Genomic DNA, 26,715 nt, shown 5'->3' with positions numbered 1-26,715 from the left:
TGTTATCGCCCAAAGGGCCATAACAATAATCTGGAAAGCTGTTTTTGTGGCTATAAAAGCCGTTCTCACACACTCAAGTACTCATATTGAGTCCGTTACAAAACCTTTTTGGTGTTGTATGGTTAAGCCTCACGGGCGATTAGTACAGGTTAGCTCAACGCCTCACAACGCTTACACACCCTGCCTATCAACGTTCTAGTCTCGAACAACCCTTTAGGACGCTTAAAGCGCCAGGGAGAACTCATCTCAAGGCTCGCTTCCCGCTTAGATGCTTTCAGCGGTTATCGATCCCGAACTTAGCTACCGGGCAATGCGTCTGGCGACACAACCCGAACACCAGAGGTTCGTCCACTCCGGTCCTCTCGTACTAGGAGCAGCCCCTTTCAATTCTCCAACGCCCACGGCAGATAGGGACCGAACTGTCTCACGACGTTCTAAACCCAGCTCGCGTACCACTTTAAATGGCGAACAGCCATACCCTTGGGACCGACTTCAGCCCCAGGATGTGATGAGCCGACATCGAGGTGCCAAACACCGCCGTCGATATGAACTCTTGGGCGGTATCAGCCTGTTATCCCCGGAGTACCTTTTATCCGTTGAGCGATGGCCCTTCCATTCAGAACCACCGGATCACTATGACCTGCTTTCGCACCTGCTCGAATTGTCATTCTCGCAGTTAAGCGGGCTTATGCCATTGCACTAACCTCACGATGTCCAACCGTGATTAGCCCACCTTCGTGCTCCTCCGTTACTCTTTGGGAGGAGACCGCCCCAGTCAAACTACCCACCAGGCACTGTCCTCATTCCCGATAAGGGAACCAAGTTAGAACATCAAAACTACAAGGGTGGTATTTCAAGGACGGCTCCATGCAAACTAGCGTCTGCATATCAAAGCCTCCCACCTATCCTACACATGTAGGTTCAATGTTCAGTGCCAAGCTGTAGTAAAGGTTCACGGGGTCTTTCCGTCTAGCCGCGGGTACACTGCATCTTCACAGCGATTTCAATTTCACTGAGTCTCGGGTGGAGACAGCGTGGCCATCATTACGCCATTCGTGCAGGTCGGAACTTACCCGACAAGGAATTTCGCTACCTTAGGACCGTTATAGTTACGGCCGCCGTTTACCGGGGCTTCGATCAAGAGCGTCGACCGAAGTCTAACCCCATCAATTAACCTTCCGGCACCGGGCAGGCGTCACACCGTATACGTCATCTTACGATTTTGCACAGTGCTGTGTTTTTAATAAACAGTTGCAGCCACCTGGTATCTGCGACTCTTTTCGGCTCCAAGAGCAAGTCTTTTCACCTATATAGAGCGTACCTTCTCCCGAAGTTACGGTACCATTTTGCCTAGTTCCTTCACCCGAGTTCTCTCAAGCGCCTTGGTATTCTCTACCCGACCACCTGTGTCGGTTTGGGGTACGATTCCTTACAATCTGAAGCTTAGAGGCTTTTCCTGGAAGCATGGCATCAATGACTTCACACCCTTGGGTGCTCGACGTCGTGTCTCGACCTAATGAGTATCCGGATTTACCTAAATACTCAGCCTACGCACTTGAACCTGGACAACCATCGCCAGGCCCACCTAGCCTTCTCCGTCCCCCCATCGCAATTGTAAGAAGTACGGGAATATTAACCCGTTTCCCATCGACTACGCTTTTCAGCCTCGCCTTAGGGGTCGACTTACCCTGCCCCGATTAACGTTGGACAGGAACCCTTGGTCTTCCGGCGTGGGGGTTTTTCACCCCCATTATCGTTACTCATGTCAGCATTCGCACTTCTGATACCTCCAGCAGACTTCTCAATCCACCTTCAACGGCTTACAGAACGCTCCCCTACCCAACATTCCAAAAGGAATATTGCCGCAGCTTCGGTTTATTACTTAGCCCCGTTACATCTTCCGCGCAGGCCGACTCGACTAGTGAGCTATTACGCTTTCTTTAAATGATGGCTGCTTCTAAGCCAACATCCTAGCTGTCTGAGCCTTCCCACATCGTTTCCCACTTAGTAATAATTTGGGACCTTAGCTGGCGGTCTGGGTTGTTTCCCTCTCCACGACGGACGTTAGCACCCGCCGTGTGTCTCCCGGATAGTACTTACTGGTATTCGGAGTTTGCAAAGAGTTGGTAAGTCGGGATGACCCCCTAGTCTTAACAGTGCTCTACCCCCAGTAGTATTCGTCCGAGGCGCTACCTAAATAGCTTTCGGGGAGAACCAGCTATCTCCGAGTTTGATTGGCCTTTCACCCCTAGCCACAAGTCATCCGCTAATTTTTCAACATTAGTCGGTTCGGTCCTCCAATTGATGTTACTCAATCTTCAACCTGCCCATGGCTAGATCACTCGGTTTCGGGTCTATATCCAGAGACTGTGCGCCCAGTTAAGACTCGCTTTCGCTACGGCTCCCCTATACGGTTAACCTTGCCACTGAATATAAGTCGCTGACCCATTATACAAAAGGTACGCAGTCACCCCACAAAGGAGGCTCCTACTGCTTGTACGTACACGGTTTCAGGTTCTATTTCACTCCCCTCACAGGGGTTCTTTTCGCCTTTCCCTCACGGTACTGGTTCACTATCGGTCAGTCAGGAGTATTTAGCCTTGGAGGATGGTCCCCCCATATTCAGACAGGATATCACGTGTCCCGCCTTACTCGATTTCACTTTAAATACGTTGCCGGTTACGGGGCTATCACCCTGTATCGCGTGCCTTTCCAGACACTTCACCTGACGCATAAAAAGCTTAAGGGCTAATCCGGTTTCGCTCGCCGCTACTTCCAGAATCTCGGTTGATTTCTTTTCCTCGGGGTACTTAGATGTTTCAGTTCTCCCGGTTCGCCTCGTTACGCTATGTATTCACGCAACGATAACTGCTTATGCAGCTGGGTTTCCCCATTCGGAAATCGTAGACTCAAGTGGCTTTTACTGCCTCATCTACGCTTATCGCAAGTTAATACGTCCTTCATCGCCTCTGACTGCCAAGGCATCCACCGTGTACGCTTAGTCACTTAACCATACAACCCAAAAAAGTTTTGGATTGATGAACAAAGTCACCAAGGTTTGTCTGCATTTTTATACATGTTGCAGACTCGATATTGCCGGACTCAATTTTGAATACACACTCTATTAATAGAGTATGATTTTCCAAGAACACTTGAATGTGTTTGGTGTTTGTTCATATCAATTGATACAACAAACATTGAGAACTTTTACAAATAATTCATATTTATCGCTAAATACGATTATTTTGTCAGCTTTCCAAATTGTTAAAGAGCAATGTGTATCTTCTATCGAAAATACCATTTTTAAGAGCACGATTTCTCATAAACTTAAAGATGGTATCCCGTAGGGGAGTCGAACCCCTGTTACCGCCGTGAAAGGGCGGTGTCCTAGGCCTCTAGACGAACGGGACACAAAAGTCTCTCGCCATCAAAGGAGGGCAGAGGTTTTAACGCGGTGCTCTCTATAACTAAACCATATCAATCTGTGTGAACACTCATCGCAATAATCATTTCGTATTAAGGAGGTGATCCAGCGCCAGGTTCCCCTAGCGCTACCTTGTTACGACTTCACCCCAGTCATGAACCACAAAGTGGCAAGCGTCCCCCCGAAGGTTAAACTACCTGCTTCTTTTGCAGCCCACTCCCATGGTGTGACGGGCGGTGTGTACAAGGCCCGGGAACGTATTCACCGTGACATTCTGATTCACGATTACTAGCGATTCCGACTTCATGGAGTCGAGTTGCAGACTCCAATCCGGACTACGACGCACTTTTTGGGATTCGCTCACTTTCGCAAGTTGGCAACCCTCTGTATGCGCCATTGTAGCACGTGTGTAGCCCTACTCGTAAGGGCCATGATGACTTGACGTCGTCCCCACCTTCCTCCGGTTTATCACCGGCAGTCTCCCTGAAGTTCCCACCATTACGTGCTGGCAATCAAGGATAAGGGTTGCGCTCGTTACGGGACTTAACCCAACATTTCACAACACGAGCTGACGACAGCCATGCAGCACCTGTCTCAGAGTTCCCGAAGGCACCAATCCATCTCTGGAAAGTTCTCTGGATGTCAAGAGTAGGTAAGGTTCTTCGCGTTGCATCGAATTAAACCACATGCTCCACCGCTTGTGCGGGCCCCCGTCAATTCATTTGAGTTTTAATCTTGCGACCGTACTCCCCAGGCGGTCTACTTAACGCGTTAGCTCCGAAAGCCACGGCTCAAGGCCACAACCTTCAAGTAGACATCGTTTACGGCGTGGACTACCAGGGTATCTAATCCTGTTTGCTCCCCACGCTTTCGCATCTGAGTGTCAGTATCTGTCCAGGGGGCCGCCTTCGCCACTGGTATTCCTTCAGATCTCTACGCATTTCACCGCTACACCTGAAATTCTACCCCCCTCTACAGTACTCTAGCCTGCCAGTTTCAAATGCAATTCCGAGGTTAAGCCTCGGGCTTTCACATCTGACTTAACAGACCACCTGCATGCGCTTTACGCCCAGTAATTCCGATTAACGCTCGCACCCTCCGTATTACCGCGGCTGCTGGCACGGAGTTAGCCGGTGCTTCTTCTGCAGCTAACGTCAAGAATAACGTCTATTCAACGTTACCCCTTCCTCACTGCTGAAAGTACTTTACAACCCGAAGGCCTTCTTCATACACGCGGCATGGCTGCATCAGGCTTGCGCCCATTGTGCAATATTCCCCACTGCTGCCTCCCGTAGGAGTTTGGGCCGTGTCTCAGTCCCAATGTGGCTGATCATCCTCTCAGACCAGCTAGAGATCGTCGCCTTGGTGAGCTCTTACCTCACCAACAAGCTAATCTCACCTGGGCATATCTTGACGCGAGAGGCCCGAAGGTCCCCCTCTTTGGCCCGAAGGCATTATGCGGTATTAGCCATCGTTTCCAATGGTTATCCCCCACATCAAGGCAATTTCCCAGGCATTACTCACCCGTCCGCCGCTCGTCATCTTCTAGCAAGCTAGAAATGTTACCGCTCGACTTGCATGTGTTAGGCCTGCCGCCAGCGTTCAATCTGAGCCATGATCAAACTCTTCAATTAAAGTTTTTTCGGCTCAATGAATACTGACTTCAAAACTAATATTTGTTCGAAAACAAACATGTAATCTTAAAGCTATTATCATTCCAACAGAATGATAATGAATTGACTGTGCCAAGATTAACAAAGTTAATCTCGATTGGTCACTCAGTTCATTGAAACCAATTGTGCTTCCTAAGAAGCTATTGATTATCATCAACGAGTGCCCACACAGATTGATAGGTTTAAATTGTTAAAGAGCTCTCTTTCTAAGTAATTTGAGTTACTGCGAAAGAGGCGGCTATTTTATAGATTTTAAAGTCCGTGTCAAACACTTTTTTAAACTCTTTTTTAAGCCTCTCAACTGGGCTAACTTTCGTTTAACGCTTGTCAGCGCCTGCCCTGTCGATGGATGTGCATTATAGAGATCTTCATCACGACCGCAAGGCCTTTTTTCATAAAATTGCAAAAATAATGGTTAAGTGATTCATTTTCACTCAAAGGCTTATTTATCCATATTTAAGCAAAGGAACCACACAAGTTATCCACAGAGTTATCCCATAAAGCTAAAAAATATCGATAAATAAAAGAAGAAAAGCTGCCATAACGGCAGCTTTTTACGTTGAACACTATTTAAATACCAGAACCTGACTGTTCACCATCGTCATGAAGACCACATTCTCGTTTCAAACCAAAAAAACGCGTCTCTTCTTCTAACATACCTGGCTCCCATTTTTGAGTGGTATGAATATCTCCCACTGAAAGATAACCTTGCTCCCATAGAGGGTGATAATTAAGACCGTGCTCTTTTAAGTAATAGTGCACATCTTTATTACTCCAATCGACAATTGGAAGAAACTTAAACACACCATTTTGAATCGCAAGGATAGGTAAACCTGAGCGAGACTGAGACTGTTCACGGCGTAAGCCTGAAAACCACGTGCTGACCTGAAGTTCATCTAAAGCTCGGTGCATCGGTTCTACTTTATTGATGTGGTTATAACGTTCTAGACCTTCAACGCCCTGCTCCCATAATTTGCCATAACGAGATTCTTGCCATGCTGGCGAGAGTTCCCCTCTATATATATGTAGATTCAAATTGAGCTGATCAGTTAATTCATCAATAAAACGATAGGTTTCTGGGAATAGGTATCCCGTATCCGTGAGAATCACTGGTGTATCGTTTTTTTCTGTCACGACTAAATGCAGCATTACCGCAGCTTGAATGCCAAAACTCGATGTCAACGCATGCGTGCCCGGTAAGTGCTCTAGAGACCACGCAACTCGTTGCTGCGCGGAAAGCGCTTCCAATTCATTATTAATTTCAGCGAGACGTAAGCTTTGTTCCACTTTTGATAGTGAAAGCAGTTCATTTAATTCGGTCGCAGTAAAACGATGGCTAAGCATGAAAATCCCTCTTAGAGACGATGACTTCTTGAACCACATTCGCGCGAATCATAAAATCACCAAACCCTTCGTTCGTATAACGCTCGGTTGACCAACGTGCGATAAGCGTATCGAGTTCACTGAGAATCTCATCTACAGTAATATTTTCACGGTACATTTTCGGTACACGTGTCCCTTCTCGGTTGCCACCTAGATGTAAGTTATAACGGCCTGGCGCTTTGCCGACTAAGCCGACTTCCGCCAACATGGCACGAGCACACCCGTTAGGACACCCAGTCACTCTTAATATGATGGTATCGGAGTTTGGTAGTTGATGCTTTTGCAATAACTCTTCTATTTGCGTTACAAAGTTAGGTAAAAATCGTTCGGCTTCCGCCATCGCTAGAGGACATGTCGGTAATGATACACATGCCATCGAGTCTTTCCGTTGTTCAGAAACTTCATCATTGATGAGTCCGTGCTCACGAGCCAAACGATCAATCAATGCTTTTTGGTCTGCAGAAACACGCGCAACAATCAGGTTTTGATTCGCTGTCATGCGGAAATCACCTTGGTGTACTTTCGCAATTTCAGCTAATCCCGTTTTCAATGGTTTGCCGGGATAATCTAACAAACGACCATTTTCAATGAATAGCGAAAGATGATAAAGACCATCGATACCTTCCGACCAACCAATGCGGTCTCCGCGGTCGGTGAAATGATACGGTCGCACTGGCTGGAACGAAACGTCCGCACGGCGCTCCACTTCTTGCTTGAAGACATCGATACCAACACGATCTAAGGTGTATTTGGTTTTCGCATTTTTACGGTTAGAACGGTTACCCCAATCGCGTTGTGTTGATACAACCGCTTCGGCAATCGCCAACGTATCGTCTAAAGCAATAAAGCCAAACTCATCGGCACGACGCGGGTAAGTCGAGGTATCACCGTGGGTCATCGCTAACCCTCCGCCAACTAAAACATTAAAGCCCACCAGCTTGCCGTTCTCCGCTATGGCTACAAAGTTTAAATCGTTAGCATGAACATCCACATCATTATGAGGTGGGATAACCACAGTTGTTTTAAATTTTCGCGGTAAATAGTTAGAACCTAGAATCGGCTCTTTATCTGTTTCTTCAACCTTTTCACCATCTAACCAAATCTCTGCATAAGCACGAGTTTTAGGTAATAGATGTTCACTGATTTTTTTCGCCCATTCGTACGCATCTTGATGTAATTCAGATTGCATTGGATTAGCCGTACATAACACATTACGGTTTACATCGCCTGCAGTCGCAATCGAATCAATACCAATTTTATTGAGCATTTGGTGCATCGATTTTATGTGTGGCTTTAACACACCATGGAACTGGAACGTTTGACGTGTGGTTAAACGAATACTGCCATACATGGTATTTTCACCAGCAAAGTCATCAATCGCCAGCCATTGTTCTGGAGTAATGATTCCGCCAGGCATCCGCGCTCGTAGCATCACATTATGTAAAGGCTCTAATTTTTGCTTAGTACGTTCACCACGAATATCACGATCATCTTGCTGGTACATACCGTGAAAGCGAATTAATTGAAAGTTATCCGCGGTAAACCCTCCAGTGATCGGATCTTGTAAATCTTGTTCAATGGTACCTCTTAAGAAATCACTCTCACCTTTTAAGCGTTCATTATCTGAAAGTGGACCTAACTCTTCTCCGAGAACCGTCTGGACGACATTGTTATTGCTCATTAGTACACATCCCTTTGGTAACGTTTTGCTTTGCGTAATTCACTGACAAACTCTTCGGCTTGCTCTCTTGATAATGACCCTTGCTGCTGGGCCACCAGCACTAACGCTTCATGCACATCTTTCGCCATACGATTGGCATCACCACACACATAAAGGTAGGCACCGTCTTGTAGCCATTGCCATACTTGCTCGGCTTGCTCGAGTAAACGATGCTGTACGTAGACTTTCTCTTGTTGATCACGACTAAAAGCCACATCCAAACGGGTTAACAAGCCAGATTTAAGGTACTTTTGCCACTCCACTTGATAAAGGAAGTCTTGCGTAAAGGTGCGATCGCCAAAGAAAAGCCAGTTAGCACCACTGGCATCACGATTATCACGCTCTTGTAAAAAGCTACGAAATGGCGCGATACCGGTGCCCGGACCTATCATAATAATGGGCGCATTATCGTCATCGGGTAATTTAAAGTTAGTGTTGTGCTCAATAAAGACAGACACCACATCGCCTTCTTCTAAGCGTTCGGTTAAAAAGCTCGATGCACCACCTTGACGAACTTGACCATTGACCTCGTACTCGACTAAACCGACGGTTAAATGCACTTCATCTTCAACTTCACTTTGGCTAGAGGCTATCGAGTAAAGACGTGGAGTTAATTGGCGTAACGACGTTAATAGCTGCTGTGCCGTGATGGTTATCGGGAACTGCTGCAAGACTTCAACAATTTGGGTGTTGGCCGCATAGTGACGTAAGCCATCGGGATCGGTGATAAGTTGTTGCAGTTGAGCATCGTCACTGTATTGTGCAATATGACGAATCCACTGTGGGTTCGATGCTGTCACTTCATACTTTTTGATCAGAGCATCCCGTAGTGATAAAGACTCCCCTTGCACCTCGACGCTTTGCTCAGCATCGAGTTTTAACTCATTTATAATCGTATCGACTAATGCCGGATCGTTTTCATACCACACCCCCAAAGCATCACCAGGCTGATAGTGGATATTCGACCCATCCAAATCAATTTCGATATGTTGCACGATTTTATCAGAGTCGCGCCCAGTAATTTTCTGTTGTGTGAGCAACGACGCCGCAAATGGGGCCTGACGAGAATAGTCAGAAGAATGGCTTGTTGCAGCCGTGACTGTTGCCACACTAGCAGGACGAGTTTGCGAGATCTCTTCAGTCACCTTCTCTAGAAGACTTTTGATCCAGGTATCGGCCGCTTCTTCATAGTCTACATCACAATCAACACGGTCTAGTAAGCGAGTCGCGCCCAACTTTTCAAAGAACTGATCAAAGTCCTTACCCGTTTGGCAAAAGAATTCATAACTTGAATCTCCCAAACTTAATACCGCATATTGCACGCCGGACAACTTCGGTGCTTTTTTAGATTGCAGGTACTCATGCAAAATTAAGGCATTATCTGGCGCTTCTCCCTCACCATTGGTAGACGCAACCACAACAACATGGGTCTCTTTAGCAAGTTGTTTACCTTTGTAATCATTGGCATCCACTAATGAAACAGGTAACCCCACTTGGTTGGCCTCTTGCATGAGTTTTTCAGCAACACCTTTGGCATTACCGGTTTGCGAGGCATAGATAATCGTTAATTGTTGCTCAGCCGCATCGCTGGACGCTGGAGCCGCTACCGTCGTTTGACCCGATGCTTGCTGACTTAAGGCCCACAAATAACCACCAGCCCAAGCTAACTGGGTTGGTGTCATCGTTGAGACGCTTTGATTAAGTTGCTGGAAATGCGCATCGTTTAACGGGCTCGTCAGCCCGCCATTTTGCTCTGATTGATTATTTCCTGATGACATAGTCACGAATTCCCTCTTCTTTATATGCCTACAGGGTAACCATTCAAAGAAATAACCAGAAAGAATCAATCAGCATGTTTTATAACTTTTTGGAAGAAATCAGGGTTTAGAACTTTTGTGACTCTACCCGTACTTGTGTAAAGCCGACTTTCATCGCAGCTTGAGACGCGTGCTCGGCATTTTCATAATGCCGCTCTTCTCCCATATCATCAGTGAGCAAGAAGACATCTCCTGATTGATCACGAAACTCGACAATCCATCCTCCTTCAAGAGAAAACGGTTCGACAATCGCTTCGCTCAACTGATGCTCACGATATAATCTTTGCAGTTCAGTCATCGTCATAGTGGGGCTACCTTTATATGTATTACTCGATATAGGGGTCTGATTATCTTATACCATCATTCCCACTTAAAATGTCATCGCAACCCCCACAAACCACCCGGATATTTTAATCGTTTGCGGATCATTAACCGTTTCTCGCAGTGATAACTCATTCAACTCAAGATGACTGTTACGATAACCAGTGTGTAAAGATAGATCTCCAGCCTGTATTGGCACCAACCATTTTAGACCTAACGACAGATCCTGATATTCCAGTGCTCGACTGCCATAGTTACTGGCATTCACTTGACCAAACAGCATCAAGGGCAGATAAGGTAATCCAATTTCACCGTAGGTATAAAAAGAAACACTGTTATCATCAAACTCATAGGTGCGATCATCGACACCCAAGTATTCACCATTTCTAAAGCGAGATAATGTGATACCCGTATCAAGACCAATAAAGGGTTTCTCAATCAAACGGTAATACAAAGTATAAGATAAAGCGTCGTAAGCCAGATCGCGTTCAGCTAAATTGGTATAACGAAGTGACAGGTTAGGAAGAAGCGGAAAACCATGCTCGAAAGCAAATGATAAAGAAGGAACATTAGAAGGATCAGAACGTTCGCCTGAACCTCTTATCTCACCAAGCCATACTTGTGTTCCTACTTGAGCAGAATAAAAAGGCTCAGCAGCATGAAGAGAAAACGCAGTAAAAAATAGTAGGCAGCATCCTAGGATTTTCATAATGGGTATCCACAACTGATGAATCGATTATTTATTCATCATTATAGTGAATGGTGACTAAGATGCTGATTTTTTGTCATCTATCGTTAACGGTACCCATAACGGCGGTATAACCAAATTCCAGCGCAGACTAAAATTAACCACGGTAATATTTTGATAACGGTGCCTAACATACTGATTAAAAAAACGATGCCTAATGCAACTGCCAAAGAAATCACTAAATTAATTTTACTTAAGCCTATACTCCATAGAGTAGCAAAAAAAGAAAATAAAAATACAACTGCGTACATATCTCGCCTCTAACGTTAATCGTAAGAACTTCTCGTGAGCTCTTTATATAATGACGCAGCTATTCTAAATCGAAATCCAGAAAAATACCGCGCCTTACTCTATCTCTCTCTATAGGGAGACTATAAATAGGAAGGGATATCACACATCCAAGTCTTGATATGGCACTTTCTCTAATGCGCGCTCAACCACTTCAATCCCCGCACCTTTCTTATGCGCATTTTCGCTAATATAACGTCGCCATTGACGAGCTCCTGCCATATTTTGAAAAACACCCAACATATGACGCGTAATATGACCTAAATTACTGCCATTCGAAAGTGCTTTCTCAATATATGGATACATCTCTTGAACCACTTGCGAACGCTTCTTAATGGGGGTATCTAAACCAAAAATCTGACGATCAACTTCTGCTAACAAAAACGGATTTTGATAAGCAGCACGCCCAATCATCACACCATCAAGATGCTCTAAGTGCATTTTCGTCTCTTCTAGCGTATGAATACCGCCATTCACGGCAATACTCAATTCAGGAAAATCCTGTTTTATTTGATATGCACGTGAATAATCTAAGGGCGGCACATCACGGTTCTCTTTCGGGCTCAATCCACTTAGCCATGCTTTACGCGCATGAATCGTAAATTGGTGGCATCCACCTTGTTCAGAGACAACACGCAGGAAGTCACAAAGAAACTCATAGGAGTCCATATCATCAATGCCAATACGCGTTTTTACCGTCACTGGTACATCAACCACATCTTTCATTGCAGCAACACAATCAGCTACCAACTGCGGCTCGGCCATCAAGCAAGCACCAAAGCGGCCGTTTTGTACGCGATCCGATGGACACCCTACGTTTAGGTTAATTTCATCGTAACCGCGTTCCTTGGCAATAGCCGCACACGTTGCTAAATCTTGTGGATTCGACCCACCTAACTGCAACGCCACTGGGTGCTCTTCCTCGTTATAACCAAGAAAGTCCCCTTTACCGTGGATAATTGCCCCTGTGGTAACCATTTCGGTATACAGCAAAGCCTGTGAACTGAGCAAGCGATGAAAGTAGCGACAGTGTCGGTCAGTCCAATCGAGCATGGGTGCAACAGAAAAGCGCTGCATAGGGTAATTGTTTGTATTTTCAGGCTTAAGCACTGATTTACCTCAAATTTTAAATCTAAATTTATGCCGTCAATTACTTTGAATTTGACCTAATTTCGCACTATAGCCCCCCCGTGAGTACCCCTCGAGAGTAGGACGTTATGGCTAGTTATACCATTGAGACCCGAAAGCTAAAAAGTGGCGATTTACGCGACAAAACGACAGTGTTCGTAAAACAGAATCCGCGGATTATACACCGAGAATCCAAGACATTTAAAAGGAAAACATTAGCAAAGTCATTTGGAGTTAAGCGCACGTCCGAACTGGAAGACCAAGGGGTATTTGGTAAAGACCGCTCAGTACCCCTAGGGGTACTACTCGATAAGTTTATGGGCGACAGAGACTTATGGGATAAAACAGGCCGCACCAAACGCTATGTTTTACGCCTCCTGAGGGACTGTGACATTGCCAAAATAAACAGTAAAGAAATTCGCACCAGTGATTTAATTGAGCACTGCCGCAACCGTCGCAGTGGTGGCGCTGGTCCTGCCACTATCAATCATGATATTGCTTACCTACGTTCTGTGATGAAAAAAGCCAATCCGGTCTTTAATATTGATGCGAATGTTTCTGTCTTTGAGGAAGCCGTACCGGTGCTAATTGATATGGGGTTAATTGGTACAAGCCAAAAACGTACTCGTCGGCCAACCGGAGAGGAACTCGAACAACTGCGTCAGTCATTACAAAGACGCCAAACTCATCGGCCTAATGGCAATGTCAGGATCCCCTACCTCGATATTCTCGATTTCAGTATTTTAACCTGTATGCGAATTGGTGAGGTGTGCTCACTGCGTTGGGAAGACTTAAACCAAGCGCACAAAACCATTACGGTGCGTGACCGTAAAGACCCTCGCAAAAAGCAAGGCAATCATATGATAGTGTCCCCTGCTGGGAGAATCGTTTGATATTGCCCTACAGCAAGAGAAAGATAGTGAGTTTATCTTCCCTTACAACCCACGCAGTGTCACCGCAGGATTTCAGCGTGAAAGAAACAAACTAGGCATTGAAGATTTGCGTTATCACGACCTAAGACGTGAGGGAGCGAGCCGTTTGTTTGAAAAGGGGTATTCAATTGAGGAAGTGGCTCAAGTTACTGGGCATAGAAACCTAAACATTCTTTGGCAGGTTTATACTCAGCTCTTTCCACATAAGTTGCATAACAAACTCCATGAGTGATCAGAAAACGTCACTTACATTTACGACTCTCAGCAATATCTTTATCGGTAATTTGTTTTGAGCCTATTCACTGTAAGCATAAGTAATTTCTGATATAACGAGCTTAACCGACAATTATTTAGAACCTGTATAAATATGCAAATAAATGAAATTCAAGAGTTGTCTCTGTGGTATCACAAAGAGATCCAGCTCAATAAAGTAGAAACCTTACTAAGCACTTGCTTAAAAAAACTGAAAGGCAACACTGCGATACCCAACGAAAAAAAAATGTTACTTGAGGCTATTTCTGCTATTGACTGCAGTTCGATAACAAGCAATCAAAGAAAATGTCTAATTAAGTTGAATGTGAGCTCGATAGTATTAGAAGGAGCTTTAAATGAGTTCACTTTACTTTTTGATATGCAAGTCAATGATACGAACTTTGTAATATCTACATTAGATCGACACTTGACGTTTTTGACAGCAGCTACAAAGACGTTTACTCAGATAAGAGGTGCACTTCCTATCATTGTTCCTAGTGAATTCCTTAATGCAATAGAAGTTCCAACAGGGAAAATTCTGACTCGTTTAACTTTCCATAACGAAGCCTCCATCAGCAATGTTATTGAATTTAATGATTGGGCTAAACGATGGAGCTTGATCGCGCGTGGATTCTCTATGGCAGTAAACCAACCAACTGAAGATTTTGAAATAGTAAACGCCGATCGCGGTTCATTCATTATAGATTTGTTGGTTGGTGCATCTGCTATGACGATACTATTTAAATCACTAAAATCACTAACTGATTTAGCCGTATCTGTTACTGAGCTACGAATCAAACATAAGCAATTAGAGCAGCTAAAAGGCACGGTTCCACCCGAAATGTTTCAGGAGTTCTCTGAAGCTTCGAATAAACATATAGAAAAGCAAGAAGATGAAATTGTAGATAAAGTTATTGCAAGTTTAAAAGAGCAGGGCTTAGTCGAGAACGAAAAAGCAAACAATGAACTTGCGAGAGCAATTAAAGAAGTACACAAGTTTAATGCGTCTGGGGGTTCAATGACTTGTCTTGCTAGTAATGATGACCAGTTTGACACTGAGACGGTTAAAGAGCTCAATCATTCATACGAATTACTGCAAAATAACTCTGAAATTAAGCGACTCGAAGAAAAACCTGCAGGTAAGTAACTTTTCAAGTCAGAGAAATATTCTCTATGAGAACAAAGCCCTCACGATTGAGGGCTTTTGTTTTCCAACCGAGTTAAACGCTCATCCATTTTTTTCATCATTAAGCGCAACCACTTAACATCCGTTTTAAGGGTTACGCCTACGCCACTACATAGGGCACTGACGGCGGCGACAATGATTCTTTGATATTCTGCCATTACTTAAACTCATTGCGTAGGAGTTCCCATAGGCCAAATACTATTGGGGCACTTGCGCCAATAATGCCACCGAATTGAACACCGTCTATCGATACGCTCGCGGTGATGAGTTCAGGGTGTTCAGATAGCAACATCGCGCCTACGCAAGTCATGCTCCAACTAAACAATGCCCCGTTGATACACATTGCTTGGCAAACATACAGGGCCAGATCTGGCTCATTTTATGTCGACACTTACTTTATATTCACTCTTAAGGAGGTAATGACTTTTCGCTGCATTTTGTTAAAATCGTAAACTGTTGATAAATGATATTGTTTATCCAGCAGAATAAATAATTGGACGTATACATTGAAAGAATCTATGTTAGTGAGACACACTCATTTTGGATAATTCTTTGTCAAATCGCTATTAACTGGCGAAATAGTATATGATTACTAGAGTCCATCTGTAATGGTGATTAAATTGGACAATACGCAAACCCAGCAAATAGAAGAGATATGCGCAGCAAGAGGCGTGCGTCTGACCACTCAAAGAAAACGAGTTTTTGAACTTATCTGTGCCAGTAAAAAATCTTTTAGTGCTTATGAGCTACTAGAAGAGCTAAAAAAGAGTGAGCCTCAGGCTAAACCACCCACAGTATATCGTGCATTAGACTTTTTGATGGAACAGGGTTTTATTCATCGAGTCGAATCGACGAATAGTTTTATCTCTTGTGGTTCGTGTAATGGACATGAGCATTTTTCACATCTTTTGATATGTGACAAATGCAATAACGTCATTGAGCTACAAAGTGATACTCTGGTATCTCTATTAACAAACAATGCGGAGCAACACGGCTTTCAGATTCAAACTCATGTCATCGAATCTCATGGGATCTGCCAAGCTTGCTCCTCTCATCCAATGTGATCAAACGAACAGAAGAAAGGTTATGCGCGCTGAATTTGTTAACCCGTTTTTAGCATCGTTAATGAACGTTCTAAAAACCATGGCTTCTTTAGAGTTGAAGCCACAAAAACCTCGCCTGAAAAAAGACGAGATAGCTCGAGGTGACGTGTCTGGTTTAATCGGAATGGTCGGGTCACAAACGCGTGGTTCGATGTCGATTACATTCGATGAAAGTCTCGCGATTGAAATTATGGAGAATATGCTAGGCGAAAGACCTAACGGCATTAATGAAGAAGTGACCGATATGGTGGGTGAAATCACCAATATGGTTACAGGCGGTGCCAAACGTATTCTTGCTGAAAGTGGCTTTGATTTTGATATGGCAACCCCCGTTGTAGTTGCAGGTCGTGGCCATACCATTCGCCATAAGTGTGAAGGCTCTATTATTTTGATGCCGTTCTCTTCTCAATGGGGCAATGCGTTTATAGAAATCTGTTTCGAGTCTTAACGATTTTTCTATTTATTCTCTCTGAATAATAAAAAGAAAGCGGATGACACATAGTGTCATCCGCTTTTTTATATCAGGCTATTCGCTTAATAGATTAACTGCGTAATTGCTTAAACGTATTAATCAAACCATTCGTTGATGAGTCATGAGAATCAACGTGATCGTGACTTTCTAGCTCAGGCAAAATTTGGTTCGCGAGTTGTTTACCTAACTCAACGCCCCATTGGTCGAACGTAAAGATATTCCAAATAACACCTTGCACAAAGATCTTATGTTCATACATAGCGATCAAGTGACCAAGAGAACGCGGAGTAATCTCTTTCAAAAGAATCGAGTTTGTCGGACGGTTACCTTCAAATACTTTAAAAGGAACCAGCTCGTCAATCTCAGCTGGTGATTTACCCGCTTTAACTAATTCTTCCGTGACGGTTTCAGCCGATTTGCCAAACGCTAAGGCTTCCGTCTGTGCAAAGAAGTTAGACATTAATTTCTGATGATGATCGCCTGTTGGGTTGTGGGTTTTCGCTGGAGCGATAAAATCACAAGGGATTATCTTAGTACCTTGGTGGATCAATTGATAAAACGCGTGCTGACCATTCGTACCTGGTTCACCCCAAATAATCGGGCCTGTTTGGTACGTCACAGGATGACCATTGCGATCGACGTATTTACCGTTTGATTCCATATTACCTTGCTGGAAATAAGCCGCAAAACGATGCAGGTATTGATCATAAGGTAAAATTGCTTCTGTTTCGCTACCATGGAAGTTGTTATACCACACACCAATCAGTGCTAGGATCACTGGGATGTTGTCTTCAATTGGCGCATCCACAAAATGCTGATCCATTTCATGAGCACCAGTGAGCAACTCGACAAAGTTGTCATAGCCAATAGAGAGTATGATCGATAAGCCAATCGCCGACCATAGCGAGTAGCGTCCGCCAACCCAATCCCAGAACTCAAACATGTTATTGGTATCAATACCAAACTCAGATACTGACTCTGCATTCGTTGATAATGCGGCGAAGTGTTTCGCGACATGCGCAACATCACCTGCTGATTTTAAGAACCAGTCACGCGCAGTATGCGCATTCGTCATGGTTTCTTGTGTGGTAAATGTTTTTGATGCGACTAAGAATAACGTTGTTTCAGGGTTTAGCTCTTTTAGTGTTTCTTCGATGTGTGTGCCATCGACGTTCGACACAAAGTGCATGCTAAGGTGATTTTTGTAAGGAATTAGCGCTTCTGTCACCATATATGGGCCAAGATCAGAGCCACCAATACCGATATTCACAACATCAGTGATCGCTTTACCTGTGTAGCCTTTCCATTCACCAGAAATAACGCGTTCAGAAAATGCTTTCATTTTACTTAACACGTCATTGACTGCCGGCATGACGTCTTTGCCATCCACCATCACCGGGGTATTACTGCGATTACGTAATGCGGTATGTAATACCGCTCGATCTTCAGTGCGGTTGATTTTCTCACCACTGAACATTGAATGGATCGCGCTTTTAATGTCGATTTCGCTGGCGAGTGCGAATAAATGCTTCATTGTTTCGTCATTGATTAAGTTCTTAGAATAATCAACGAAGAAATCTGGGCCAAAGTTAGCCGAAAACTTGTTAAAACGTTCGCTATCTTGTGCGAACAAAGTACTTAGATCCATGTCCTGCGCGCTTTCAAAATGCGCGGTTAATGCTTTCCAAGCCGCTGTTTGTGTAGGGTTGGTATTTTTCAGCATAATCTCTATCCCGATATAACAGTTGGTGTTCTCCCTAAAGACGGTGCCGTCTTAAGGATCCCTGATTACATTGCCGTATCTATAAACATCACAGCGTTATGAATTATTTTTTAAGCCGAACATTATGACTGATATGACTTTAAAACACTTTGAGGTAAGTCAGAAACCGTCGTTATAATTGATATCATATTGCAATGGCTCAGTACTCACCATAACGCTATACTGGCCAACAAACAATAGACAAAGGAGACTTCCTTATGTGGCAACAACACCGTATTCAGTTACGTGCTTATCCACGCGGCTTTCATCTGATTACTCGTGAGATAGAAAAGCAAGTCCCTGAAATCGCCTCAATCTCAGTCGGCTTATTGCATGTATTTATTCAACATACATCCGCAAGTTTAACCATTAATGAAAATGCCGACCCCACGGTTCGCGATGATCTTGAACGTCACTTCAATCACTCAGCTCCGGAGCGTGCGCCCTACTATCAGCATACCGACGAAGGGGATGATGATATGCCAGCACACATTAAAGCCTCAACGTTAGGATGCAGTGTTACTATCCCTATTCATCAGGGACGCTTAGCGTTAGGAACTTGGCAAGGTATCTACTTAGGAGAACACCGTAATTACGGCGGAGAAAGGCAGCTGATTGCGACTTTACAGGGTGAGTAACAAAAGGTTTATTACTGTGATGTCTCTGTATCGGCCTTATTTTTTGTGGCCGATACAGAGAAGACATATAAGGTTATTCGTCGTCGAATGCCGGACCTGCGTAATTATCAAAGCGCGAGTATTGACCTTGGAACGTTAAACGTACTGAACCAATTGGACCATTACGCTGCTTACCAAGGATAATCTCTGCGGTTCCTTTTAAAGCACTATCTGGATGATAAACTTCATCTCGGTAGATAAACATAATCAAATCGGCATCTTGCTCAATCGAACCAGATTCACGTAAATCTGAGTTGACTGGACGTTTATCGGCACGTTGTTCCAACGAACGGTTCAACTGTGATAATGCCACAACAGGCACATTCAACTCTTTGGCTAGCGCTTTCAATGAACGTGAAATTTCAGCAATTTCTAACGTACGATTATCAGACATTGAAGGGACACGCATTAGCTGTAAATAGTCGACCATGATCATTGATAAACCGCCATGTTCTCTTGCAATACGACGTGCACGCGAGCGTACCTCTGTCGGCGTCAAACCTGAACTATCATCAATGAACATGTTTTTCTTCTCCATCAGGATCCCCATAGTAGAAGAAATACGCGCCCAATCCTCGTCGTCCAACTGACCGGTACGAATTTTGGTCTGGTCTACTCGTGATAGAGAGGCGAGCATACGCATCATTAACTGTTCTGACGGCATCTCTAGCGAGAAAATAAGCACAGGTTTTTCCTGTTCCATCGCCGCATTTTCACATAAGTTCATCGCAAAGGTGGTTTTACCCATCGATGGACGCGCCGCCACAATAACGAGGTCTGAGCCTTGCAGGCCTGCTGTTTTCTTATTGAGGTCGGTAAAACCAGTATCGACCCCTGTCACACCATCTTGTGGCGTTTTATATAACAGCTCGATACGTTCTAACGTTTTTTCTAGAACATTATCGACGGCTTGTGGCCCTTCATTTTCGCTCGTTTTTGCTTCAGCAATCGCAAAAACTTTACTTTCAGCCAGATCTAAAAGATCTTCTGATGAACGTCCTTGCGGATCATAACCGGCATCCGCGATTTCATTGGCGACACCAATCAAGTTACGAACCATGGCTCTTTCGGCTACAATATCTGCATAAGCATTAATATTGGCAGCACTTGGGGTGTTTCTAGCCAGATCGGCTAAATAGGCAAATCCGCCGACATCATCAAGATGTTCGCGAAGCTCTAAATGCTCAGATAACGTAATAAGGTCGAGAGGTTTGCTGTCTTCCAAAATGGATTTTACAGCATCAAAAATCAGTCGATGCGGGCGACTATAAAAGTCATGAGCAACAACACGTTCTGATACTGTATCCCAACGTTCATTATCGAGCAGCAATCCCCCAATAACAGATTGCTCGGCCTCTAAAGAGTGAGGCGGGACTTTTATCGCGTCCACTTGTGGATCATACGGTTTACGATTGCGGTTTTCGTTTCGGGATTCAGCCATGACTTCACTCTGTAGCTCTTAATAACGGCCCATTATAACGGGATTAGATGATTTGTAATCAAGCAATGAAAACTTTGTTCGACTCGTAAACAGAATTAACTTACGCTTGACCATTCCTTGCTTAACTCATTTTATCATTCCTAGTCATCAATATAACGATCAGAGGTTCTTTGTGTCCAGAATTTGGCTTTTAAGCACCAGTCTAGTTTTAGCCGGAATGGCTCACGCCGATGACGCCCCTAAAGTCGATGACGACCAAATGGATATCAAGATCCCCTCACCTTGGACCGGGCAAGTTGAATTAGGCTATCAGGCTCATTCAGGTAACACGGAGAGTGAAGCCCTCAATGGTTTAGTGCAGGCCAGTTATACGAAAGGCCGCCACCGAACAACAGGCGAGTGGAAAATTTATAAACTGGTTAGAGAAAATAAAAAAGACAAAAGACAATCGGTATACTCATTACAAAGTGACTACAAAACTGGACCAAAGAGCTATATATACAGCAGTTTTCAAGGTAACCAATCCAACTATACTGCTTACTATAAAGACTATACGCTCTCTGCAGGTTTGGGTTACCAATTAATGCATACAGACACGCTGACATTAGAATTTGAATTGGGTCCAGGTTATCGCTACCAAAAGCCCAATGAAGATGAGATTGGCTCAAAAGATATCGTCTTCACCGATACGATTCGAGAACCTATTATTCGCGCAAAAATCCATAATGAATGGGCGATACGCAAAAATCTAAATTTCTATGCGGACGCAACTTTGGTCGCTGGCGAAAGTAATGCCACGTTAAATAGTGATATTGGTATTACTAACAATATCACCGATAATATCGCCCTGAAGTTAAGCCACAGCTTGCAATATTACGATCGGGTACCTGAGGGGCTGAAAAAACACGATGGTATCTTCACCGTTAGTGTGCTTGTTTCTTTCTAAAAAATATTTCAGACATAAAAAAACACCAGCCAAAGCTGGTGTTTTTTTTAAGTTGCATATCGTAAAGATTAAGCAGCAACAACTTGAACTTTCGCAGCAGCGAAAATTTCAGAGTGAGTTTGAACGTTAATTTCAAATTCACCAGTTGTGCGTAGCGCACCTTCAGATAGACGAACTTCACTTTTAGCTACATCAACACCCGCTGCAGTGATCGCATCAGCGATATCACGAGTACCAACAGAACCAAATAACTTACCTTCATCACCCGCTTTAGAAGTGATAACAATCGCTTCTAGAGCTTCGATTTTGTCTGCACGAACTTGAGCGGCTTGAAGTTGCTCAGCAACTTTAGCTTCGTATTCAGCACGACGAGTTTCGAAAACTTCAAGGTTAGCTTTAGTTGCCATTACTGCCTTACCTTGTGGGATAAGGAAGTTACGTGCGTAACCAGACTTAACGTGAACTGAATCGCCAAGGCCACCTAGGTTACCGATTTTATCAAGTAGAATAACTTGCATTGCTTAATTCCTCTTTCTTAATAAACGGTGCCGATTACTGATGCTTGTCAGTGTATGGCAATAGAGCTAGGTAACGAGAGCGTTTGATTGCACGCGCTAGCTGACGCTGATACTTAGCACTTGTACCAGTGATACGGCTAGGTACGATTTTACCAGCTTCAGTGATGTAGTTCTTAAGAGTTGCTACATCTTTGTAATCAATCTCTTGTACGCCTTCTGCTGTAAAACGGCAGAATTTACGACGACGGAAGAAACGAGCCATGGGCTATCTCCTGATCTAAATTTGAGTAATGTTATCAGCATGTAATACCAACTTTCCGACTCCATTTCGGCCGGTTTGGTAAGCAACAAAGCCACTTACCGTGATATTACTGCCTTGAACTAAATTCTGAGTGAATAGCGCTGACCTTTGCCCACTGACTACCACAGGCATACGACAGTATACTTGTCTTGGTAAATCAGCTTCCACCACCGTAGAACGATGCTCAAGCCAGAAACGGACATGAGCAACCCCTGCGGGGCTTTGGCTCCGAATAGGAGGTTTAGCGATAGCACCGCTAATCTCCATTCGATTGGTCATCGTTAAGAATTACTCAGCGTTAGCTTCTGCTGGCGCATCTTCACGCTTAGTACGCTCTTCTTTAGCTTTAAGCATGATAGAAGGTTCTGTAATAGCGTGTTTTTTGCGCATGACCATGTTACGTAGAACTGCGTCGTTGAAACGGAAAGCAGTTTCCACTTCGTCGATTGCAGCTTGGTCCGCTTCCACGTTCATAAGAACGTAGTGAGCTTTGTGAAGCTTGTTGATTGGGTAAGCCAATTGACGGCGGCCCCAGTCTTCTAGACGGTGGATAGTACCGCCAGCTTCAGTGATAGAACCAGTGTAACGCTCGATCATGCCAGCAACTTGCTCGCTTTGATCAGGGTGCACCATGAATACGATTTCGTAATGACGCATTGATTGCTCCTTACGGATTATTCAGCTTCCCAAGTTGGCCCGGTCGTCCAGAGGAAGCAAGGAACTAATAAAAATTGACCGAGAATTAAGGAACACGAATTGTACAGAGATGGTACTTGAGAGGCAAGGGAAATATTTCATGAAAAATAGACAAGCGAGTAAAAACATTCTAGGTCATGATTGATAAGGCAGGCTCTCGCAAATACCCCAACAAAAAAGTCATATTCAGTCGATTATTCAATCAAGTAGATAAAGGTTTAGTTCGATCATATCGACGCTTTTTAACACATTTGTTCTCAAGTAGATTGCGCGTTTTCTCATCGTAAAAAAACAGGCGTAAACACAACGAGCTAATCACGCTCATAAAATAAAACATGCTATTTATCTGTCAATGTAGAGAATCCACTCACCAAGACGTACTCGTACCTATCTACCATTAAGCGAGTCTACCGTTTTGCTCGAAAACAATGAACCCGTATAAAACGTAAATTATAGATAACAAAAAGGGAAGCCTAAGCTTCCCTTTTCTATTCAATGCGATGTTCGCACTAAAACGAGGCTAATTAAGCTTCGATTTTAGCAACAACACCAGCACCTACTGTACGGCCGCCTTCACGAATCGCAAAACGTAGACCTTCGTCCATTGCGATTGGTGCGATTAGCTCTACAGTCATTTTAACGTTATCGCCTGGCATTACCATTTCTACGCCTTCTGGCAACTGGATATCACCAGTTACGTCAGTTGTACGGAAGTAGAACTGTGGACGGTAGCCTTTGAAGAATGGAGTGTGACGACCACCTTCATCTTTTGACAATACGTATACTTCTGATTCGAACTTAGTATGCGGAGTGATTGAACCTGGCGCTGCTAGTACTTGACCACGTTCTACGTCATCACGTTTTGTACCACGTAGTAGTGCACCAACGTTCTCACCTGCACGACCTTCGTCAAGCAGTTTACGGAACATTTCAACACCTGTACAAGTCGTTGTTGTTGTATCTTTCATACCAACGATTTGAACTTCAGCACCTACTTTTAGGATACCACGTTCAACACGACCTGTTACTACTGTACCACGACCTTGGATTGAGAATACGTCTTCAATCGGCATTAGGAATGGTTGGTCTACTGCACGTTGTGGCTCTGGAATGTAGTCGTCTAGCGCTTGTGCTAGTTCTACAATCTTCTCTTCCCACTGTGGTTCTTGGTTCAATGCACCTAGTGCAGAACCTTGAATTACTGGTAGGTCATCGCCTGGGAAGTCGTATTCTGATAGAAGTTCACGAACTTCCATTTCTACTAGTTCTAGTAGCTCTTCATCATCAACCATGTCACATTTGTTCATGAATACGATGATGTAAGGAATACCAACCTGACGGCCTAGTAGGATGTGCTCACGAGTTTGTGGCATTGGGCCATCTGTCGCAGCAACTACAAGGATACCACCGTCCATCTGTGCAGCACCTGTGATCATGTTTTTCACATAATCCGCGTGTCCTGGACAGTCAACGTGTGCGTAGTGACGAGTTGGAGTGTCGTACTCTACGTGTGAAGTTGCGATTGTGATACCGCGATCGCGCTCTTCTGGAGCGTTATCGATTGACGCGAAGTCACGTGCTGAACCGCCGTAAGTTTTAGACAGTACAGTACAGATAGCAGCTGTTAGAGTTGTTTTACCGTGGTCAACGTGGCCGATAGTACCAACGTTTACGTGCGGTTTCGTACGTTCAAATTTTTCTTTAGACACGATCGTGTTCCTTCCTAGTTATGATTCACCTTAAGTAGCGTATACTCAAGGCGCGCCAGAAATGCTATTTTATGCGCCAACGCTCGTCAGCGCAATAGATTCATGATTAACCGCGCTCTGCAATAATGGACTCAGCCACATTTTTTGACACTTCAGCGTACTCAGAAAACTCCATAGAGTATGAGGCACGGCCTTGTGTTGCAGAACGAAGGGCAGTTGCGTAACCAAACATCTCCGCAAGCGGAACTTTAGCATGAATAATTTTTAGCCCAGCATGACCATCATCCATACCACCTATGAGACCACGTCGACGGTTTAAATCACCAACAACATCTCCCATCCAATCTTCCGGAGTAGTTACTTCAACTTTCATTAGCGGTTCAAGAATAATAGGGTTTGCTTCAAGCGCACCGTTCTTAAACGCCATCGATCCGGCGATTTTAAACGCCATCTCGTTTGAGTCAACATCGTGGTAAGAACCATCAAACAATGTCGCTTTAACATCCTGCATCGGATATCCAGCTAGCACACCGTTATTCATTTGTTCTTCGATACCTTTCGATACCGAACTGATGTATTCCTTAGGAATAACACCACCAACGATCTCGTCAACAAAGACAAATCCTTCATCAGGTTCTGACGGCTCAAGCTTAAGCCATACGTGACCATATTGACCACGACCACCAGATTGACGAACAAACTTACCTTCAACTTCGGTGGTACCGCGAATAGTTTCACGGTAAGCAACCTGCGGTTTACCAACGTTGCAATTAACACTGAATTCACGTTTCAGACGATCAACAATGATATCTAGGTGAAGTTCACCCATACCAGAGATCAACGTTTGTCCCGTATCTTCATCTGTTTCAACGCGGAAAGATGGATCTTCCGCCGCTAGTTTACCTAGCGCGATACCCATTTTTTCTTGGTCAGCTTTAGAACGAGGTTCAACAGCAATTTGAATCACTGGATCGGGAAATTCCATACGCTCCAATACCACTTTATGGTTTGGATCGCATAGCGTGTCACCAGTAGTGACATCTTTCAGACCGATAGCAGCAGCAATATCACCTGCATAAATCTCTTTCAGTTCTTCACGCTTATTGGAATGCATCTGTACGATACGACCAATACGTTCACGCTTTCCTTTTACTGAGTTATAAACGGCATCGCCTGATTTCACGACACCAGAATATACACGCATAAAAGATAACGTCCCCACGAATGGGTCAGTCGCGATTTTAAATGCTAGAGCGGCAAATGGTTGTTTATCATCTGCAGGGCGCTCAACTTCATTATCGCGCTCATCAATGCCTTTGATAGCAGGAACTTCCACTGGAGAAGGTAAGAAATCGACGACGGCGTCAAGCACAGCTTGCACACCTTTGTTTTTGAATGCGCTACCACAGGTAGCCAACACGATTTCATTATTGAGAGTACGTTGACGCAAACCGAACTTAAGCTCTGCTTCCGTTAACTCACCTTCTTCCAAGTATTTATCCATCAATTCTTCATTTGCTTCAGCTGCGCATTCCACCATGTGGCTGCGCCATTCTTCAGCAAGTTCAAGCATATCGGCCGGAATATCTGCGTGAGTATAAGACATACCCTGGTCCGCATCATTCCAGTTGATGGCTTTCATCTTGATAAGATCAATCACTCCTGAGAACTCATCTTCCGCACCAATATTTAATTGGATAGGAACCGGAGTTGCCCCAAGACGATTTTTAATTTGGTCTACAACGCGTAAGAAATCTGCACCTGAACGGTCCATCTTGTTAACAAATACCAAACGTGGAACGTGGTACTTATCAGCTTGGCGCCATACGGTTTCAGATTGAGGTTCAACACCTGACGAACCACAGAAAACAACCACTGCACCGTCAAGCACGCGAAGCGATCGCTCTACTTCGATAGTAAAGTCTACGTGTCCTGGAGTGTCGATGATGTTAATGCGGTGGGGTTCAAACTGCTTGTCCATACCAGGCCAGAATGTCGTAGTCGCCGCCGAGGTAATAGTAATACCGCGTTCTTGCTCCTGCTCCATCCAATCCATGGTGGCTGCACCATCGTGAACTTCGCCGATTTTGTGAGATAGGCCAGTGTAGAACAGAATACGCTCAGTAGTGGTTGTTTTTCCTGCATCTACGTGAGCACAAATACCGATATTACGGTAGAGCTCGATAGGAGTTTTCCTAGCCACGATTGTATCCTCTCA

Annotated in this window: 22 protein-coding genes, 1 tRNA gene, 2 rRNA genes and 1 pseudogene; 6 read left to right on the top strand and 20 right to left on the bottom strand. The window is 44.3% G+C overall.

Annotation, left to right across the window (positions count from 1 at the left end; translation table 11 throughout):
• Positions 1–118 precede the first annotated feature (118 nt).
• The 10 genes from OCU30_RS01465 to dusA form a co-directional block, all read right to left on the bottom strand.
• Positions 119–3,012: ribosomal RNA gene (locus OCU30_RS01465) — 23S ribosomal RNA — on the bottom strand.
• Between the two features lie 322 nt (positions 3,013–3,334).
• A tRNA-Glu gene (locus OCU30_RS01460) sits at positions 3,335–3,410 on the bottom strand.
• Between the two features lie 107 nt (positions 3,411–3,517).
• Positions 3,518–5,058, bottom strand: a 16S ribosomal RNA gene (locus OCU30_RS01455).
• Together the 16S and 23S rRNA genes with 1 tRNA gene alongside form the textbook arrangement of a ribosomal RNA operon.
• 609 nt (positions 5,059–5,667) lie before the next feature.
• The gene (locus OCU30_RS01450; protein WP_077315620.1) at positions 5,668–6,441 is read right to left on the bottom strand and encodes a phosphoadenylyl-sulfate reductase; all 774 of its coding nucleotides are present in this window, start codon (positions 6,439–6,441) and stop codon (positions 5,668–5,670) included.
• The gene (gene cysI / locus OCU30_RS01445; RefSeq protein ID WP_077315619.1) at positions 6,434–8,161 is read right to left on the bottom strand and encodes an assimilatory sulfite reductase (NADPH) hemoprotein subunit; all 1,728 of its coding nucleotides are present in this window, start codon (positions 8,159–8,161) and stop codon (positions 6,434–6,436) included. The genes OCU30_RS01450 and cysI overlap by 8 nt, the downstream gene beginning before the upstream one ends.
• Positions 8,161–9,978 carry an assimilatory sulfite reductase (NADPH) flavoprotein subunit gene (locus OCU30_RS01440; protein WP_077315618.1) on the bottom strand — a complete coding sequence of 606 codons (1,818 nt, stop codon included), beginning with the start codon at positions 9,976–9,978 and terminating at the stop codon, positions 8,161–8,163. Before OCU30_RS01440 ends, cysI begins: the two co-directional genes overlap by 1 nt.
• Positions 9,979–10,084: 106 nt before the next feature.
• Positions 10,085–10,321, bottom strand: a complete 237-nt coding sequence (locus OCU30_RS01435) for a hypothetical protein (protein WP_077315617.1) — start codon at positions 10,319–10,321, stop codon at positions 10,085–10,087.
• A 66-nt stretch (positions 10,322–10,387) separates the two neighbouring features.
• Complete coding sequence (locus OCU30_RS01430; RefSeq protein ID WP_077315616.1) at positions 10,388–11,047, bottom strand: TIGR04219 family outer membrane beta-barrel protein; 660 nt, start codon at positions 11,045–11,047, stop codon at positions 10,388–10,390.
• 86 nt (positions 11,048–11,133) lie between these two features.
• On the bottom strand, positions 11,134–11,337 hold the full coding sequence (locus tag OCU30_RS17330) for an envelope stress response protein PspG (protein ID WP_077315615.1): 204 nt from the start codon (positions 11,335–11,337) through the stop codon (positions 11,134–11,136).
• A gap of 139 nt (positions 11,338–11,476) precedes the next feature.
• Entirely contained in the window at positions 11,477–12,484 is a 1,008-nt protein-coding gene (gene dusA, locus OCU30_RS01425) for a tRNA dihydrouridine(20/20a) synthase DusA (protein WP_077315614.1), read from the bottom strand.
• Between the two features lie 107 nt (positions 12,485–12,591).
• Here dusA and OCU30_RS01420 point away from each other — a divergent pair.
• Together OCU30_RS01420 and OCU30_RS01415 are read left to right on the top strand one after the other, a co-directional pair.
• A pseudogene (locus OCU30_RS01420) lies at positions 12,592–13,666 on the top strand (tyrosine-type recombinase/integrase).
• Between the two features lie 135 nt (positions 13,667–13,801).
• On the top strand, positions 13,802–14,833 hold the full coding sequence (locus tag OCU30_RS01415) for a hypothetical protein (protein WP_077315613.1): 1,032 nt from the start codon (positions 13,802–13,804) through the stop codon (positions 14,831–14,833).
• A 41-nt stretch (positions 14,834–14,874) separates the two neighbouring features.
• Here OCU30_RS01415 and OCU30_RS01410 read toward each other — a convergent pair whose 3' ends face one another.
• Positions 14,875–15,030, bottom strand: coding sequence for a hypothetical protein (locus OCU30_RS01410; RefSeq protein ID WP_162841037.1), 156 nt, complete (start codon positions 15,028–15,030; stop codon positions 14,875–14,877).
• Positions 15,030–15,182 carry a hypothetical protein gene (locus OCU30_RS01405; protein ID WP_162841036.1) on the bottom strand — a complete coding sequence of 51 codons (153 nt, stop codon included), beginning with the start codon at positions 15,180–15,182 and terminating at the stop codon, positions 15,030–15,032. Before OCU30_RS01405 ends, OCU30_RS01410 begins: the two co-directional genes overlap by 1 nt.
• A 298-nt stretch (positions 15,183–15,480) precedes the next feature.
• Here OCU30_RS01405 and zur point away from each other — a divergent pair, with 298 nt between their 5' ends.
• Positions 15,481–15,936, top strand: coding sequence for a zinc uptake transcriptional repressor Zur (zur, locus tag OCU30_RS01400; RefSeq protein WP_077315611.1), 456 nt, complete (start codon positions 15,481–15,483; stop codon positions 15,934–15,936).
• A 22-nt stretch (positions 15,937–15,958) separates the two neighbouring features.
• The gene (locus OCU30_RS01395; protein ID WP_077315610.1) at positions 15,959–16,423 is read left to right on the top strand and encodes a chemotaxis protein CheX; all 465 of its coding nucleotides are present in this window, start codon (positions 15,959–15,961) and stop codon (positions 16,421–16,423) included.
• A 94-nt stretch (positions 16,424–16,517) separates the two neighbouring features.
• Here the strand turns inward: OCU30_RS01395 and pgi are convergent, their stop codons facing one another.
• The gene (gene pgi / locus OCU30_RS01390) at positions 16,518–18,170 is read right to left on the bottom strand and encodes a glucose-6-phosphate isomerase (RefSeq protein ID WP_077315609.1); all 1,653 of its coding nucleotides are present in this window, start codon (positions 18,168–18,170) and stop codon (positions 16,518–16,520) included.
• A 257-nt stretch (positions 18,171–18,427) separates the two neighbouring features.
• Here pgi and OCU30_RS01385 point away from each other — a divergent pair, with 257 nt between their 5' ends.
• The gene (locus OCU30_RS01385) at positions 18,428–18,847 is read left to right on the top strand and encodes a secondary thiamine-phosphate synthase enzyme YjbQ (RefSeq protein ID WP_077315608.1); all 420 of its coding nucleotides are present in this window, start codon (positions 18,428–18,430) and stop codon (positions 18,845–18,847) included.
• Between the two features lie 73 nt (positions 18,848–18,920).
• Here OCU30_RS01385 and OCU30_RS01380 read toward each other — a convergent pair whose 3' ends face one another.
• The gene (locus OCU30_RS01380; RefSeq protein ID WP_077315607.1) at positions 18,921–20,327 is read right to left on the bottom strand and encodes a replicative DNA helicase; all 1,407 of its coding nucleotides are present in this window, start codon (positions 20,325–20,327) and stop codon (positions 18,921–18,923) included.
• Between the two features lie 172 nt (positions 20,328–20,499).
• Here OCU30_RS01380 and OCU30_RS01375 point away from each other — a divergent pair, with 172 nt between their 5' ends.
• Positions 20,500–21,273, top strand: a complete 774-nt coding sequence (locus OCU30_RS01375; protein ID WP_077315606.1) for a DUF481 domain-containing protein — start codon at positions 20,500–20,502, stop codon at positions 21,271–21,273.
• 68 nt (positions 21,274–21,341) lie between these two features.
• Here the strand turns inward: OCU30_RS01375 and rplI are convergent, their stop codons facing one another.
• From rplI to fusA, 6 genes are all read right to left on the bottom strand, one after another.
• Positions 21,342–21,791 carry a 50S ribosomal protein L9 gene (rplI, locus tag OCU30_RS01370; protein ID WP_077315605.1) on the bottom strand — a complete coding sequence of 150 codons (450 nt, stop codon included), beginning with the start codon at positions 21,789–21,791 and terminating at the stop codon, positions 21,342–21,344.
• 34 nt (positions 21,792–21,825) lie between these two features.
• Positions 21,826–22,053, bottom strand: coding sequence for a 30S ribosomal protein S18 (gene rpsR / locus OCU30_RS01365; RefSeq protein ID WP_000090472.1), 228 nt, complete (start codon positions 22,051–22,053; stop codon positions 21,826–21,828).
• A gap of 15 nt (positions 22,054–22,068) precedes the next feature.
• Positions 22,069–22,371 carry a primosomal replication protein N gene (gene priB, locus OCU30_RS01360; protein ID WP_095532947.1) on the bottom strand — a complete coding sequence of 101 codons (303 nt, stop codon included), beginning with the start codon at positions 22,369–22,371 and terminating at the stop codon, positions 22,069–22,071.
• 9 nt (positions 22,372–22,380) lie between these two features.
• A complete protein-coding gene (gene rpsF, locus OCU30_RS01355) occupies positions 22,381–22,749 on the bottom strand; it encodes a 30S ribosomal protein S6 (RefSeq protein ID WP_077315603.1) in 369 nt (122 codons plus the stop codon).
• Between the two features lie 563 nt (positions 22,750–23,312).
• Entirely contained in the window at positions 23,313–24,497 is a 1,185-nt protein-coding gene (tuf, locus tag OCU30_RS01350; protein WP_077315602.1) for an elongation factor Tu, read from the bottom strand.
• A 106-nt stretch (positions 24,498–24,603) separates the two neighbouring features.
• A complete protein-coding gene (gene fusA / locus OCU30_RS01345) occupies positions 24,604–26,700 on the bottom strand; it encodes an elongation factor G (RefSeq protein ID WP_077315601.1) in 2,097 nt (698 codons plus the stop codon).
• Between the last annotated feature and the right edge of the window lie 15 nt (positions 26,701–26,715).

It is taken from the genome of Vibrio palustris, from assembly GCF_024346995.1.
In the GTDB taxonomy this organism is placed as follows: Bacteria; Pseudomonadota; Gammaproteobacteria; order Enterobacterales; family Vibrionaceae; genus Vibrio; species Vibrio palustris.
The sequence above is the reverse complement of the archived record's forward strand: the minus strand, read 5'-3'. Positions and strand labels throughout refer to the sequence as shown.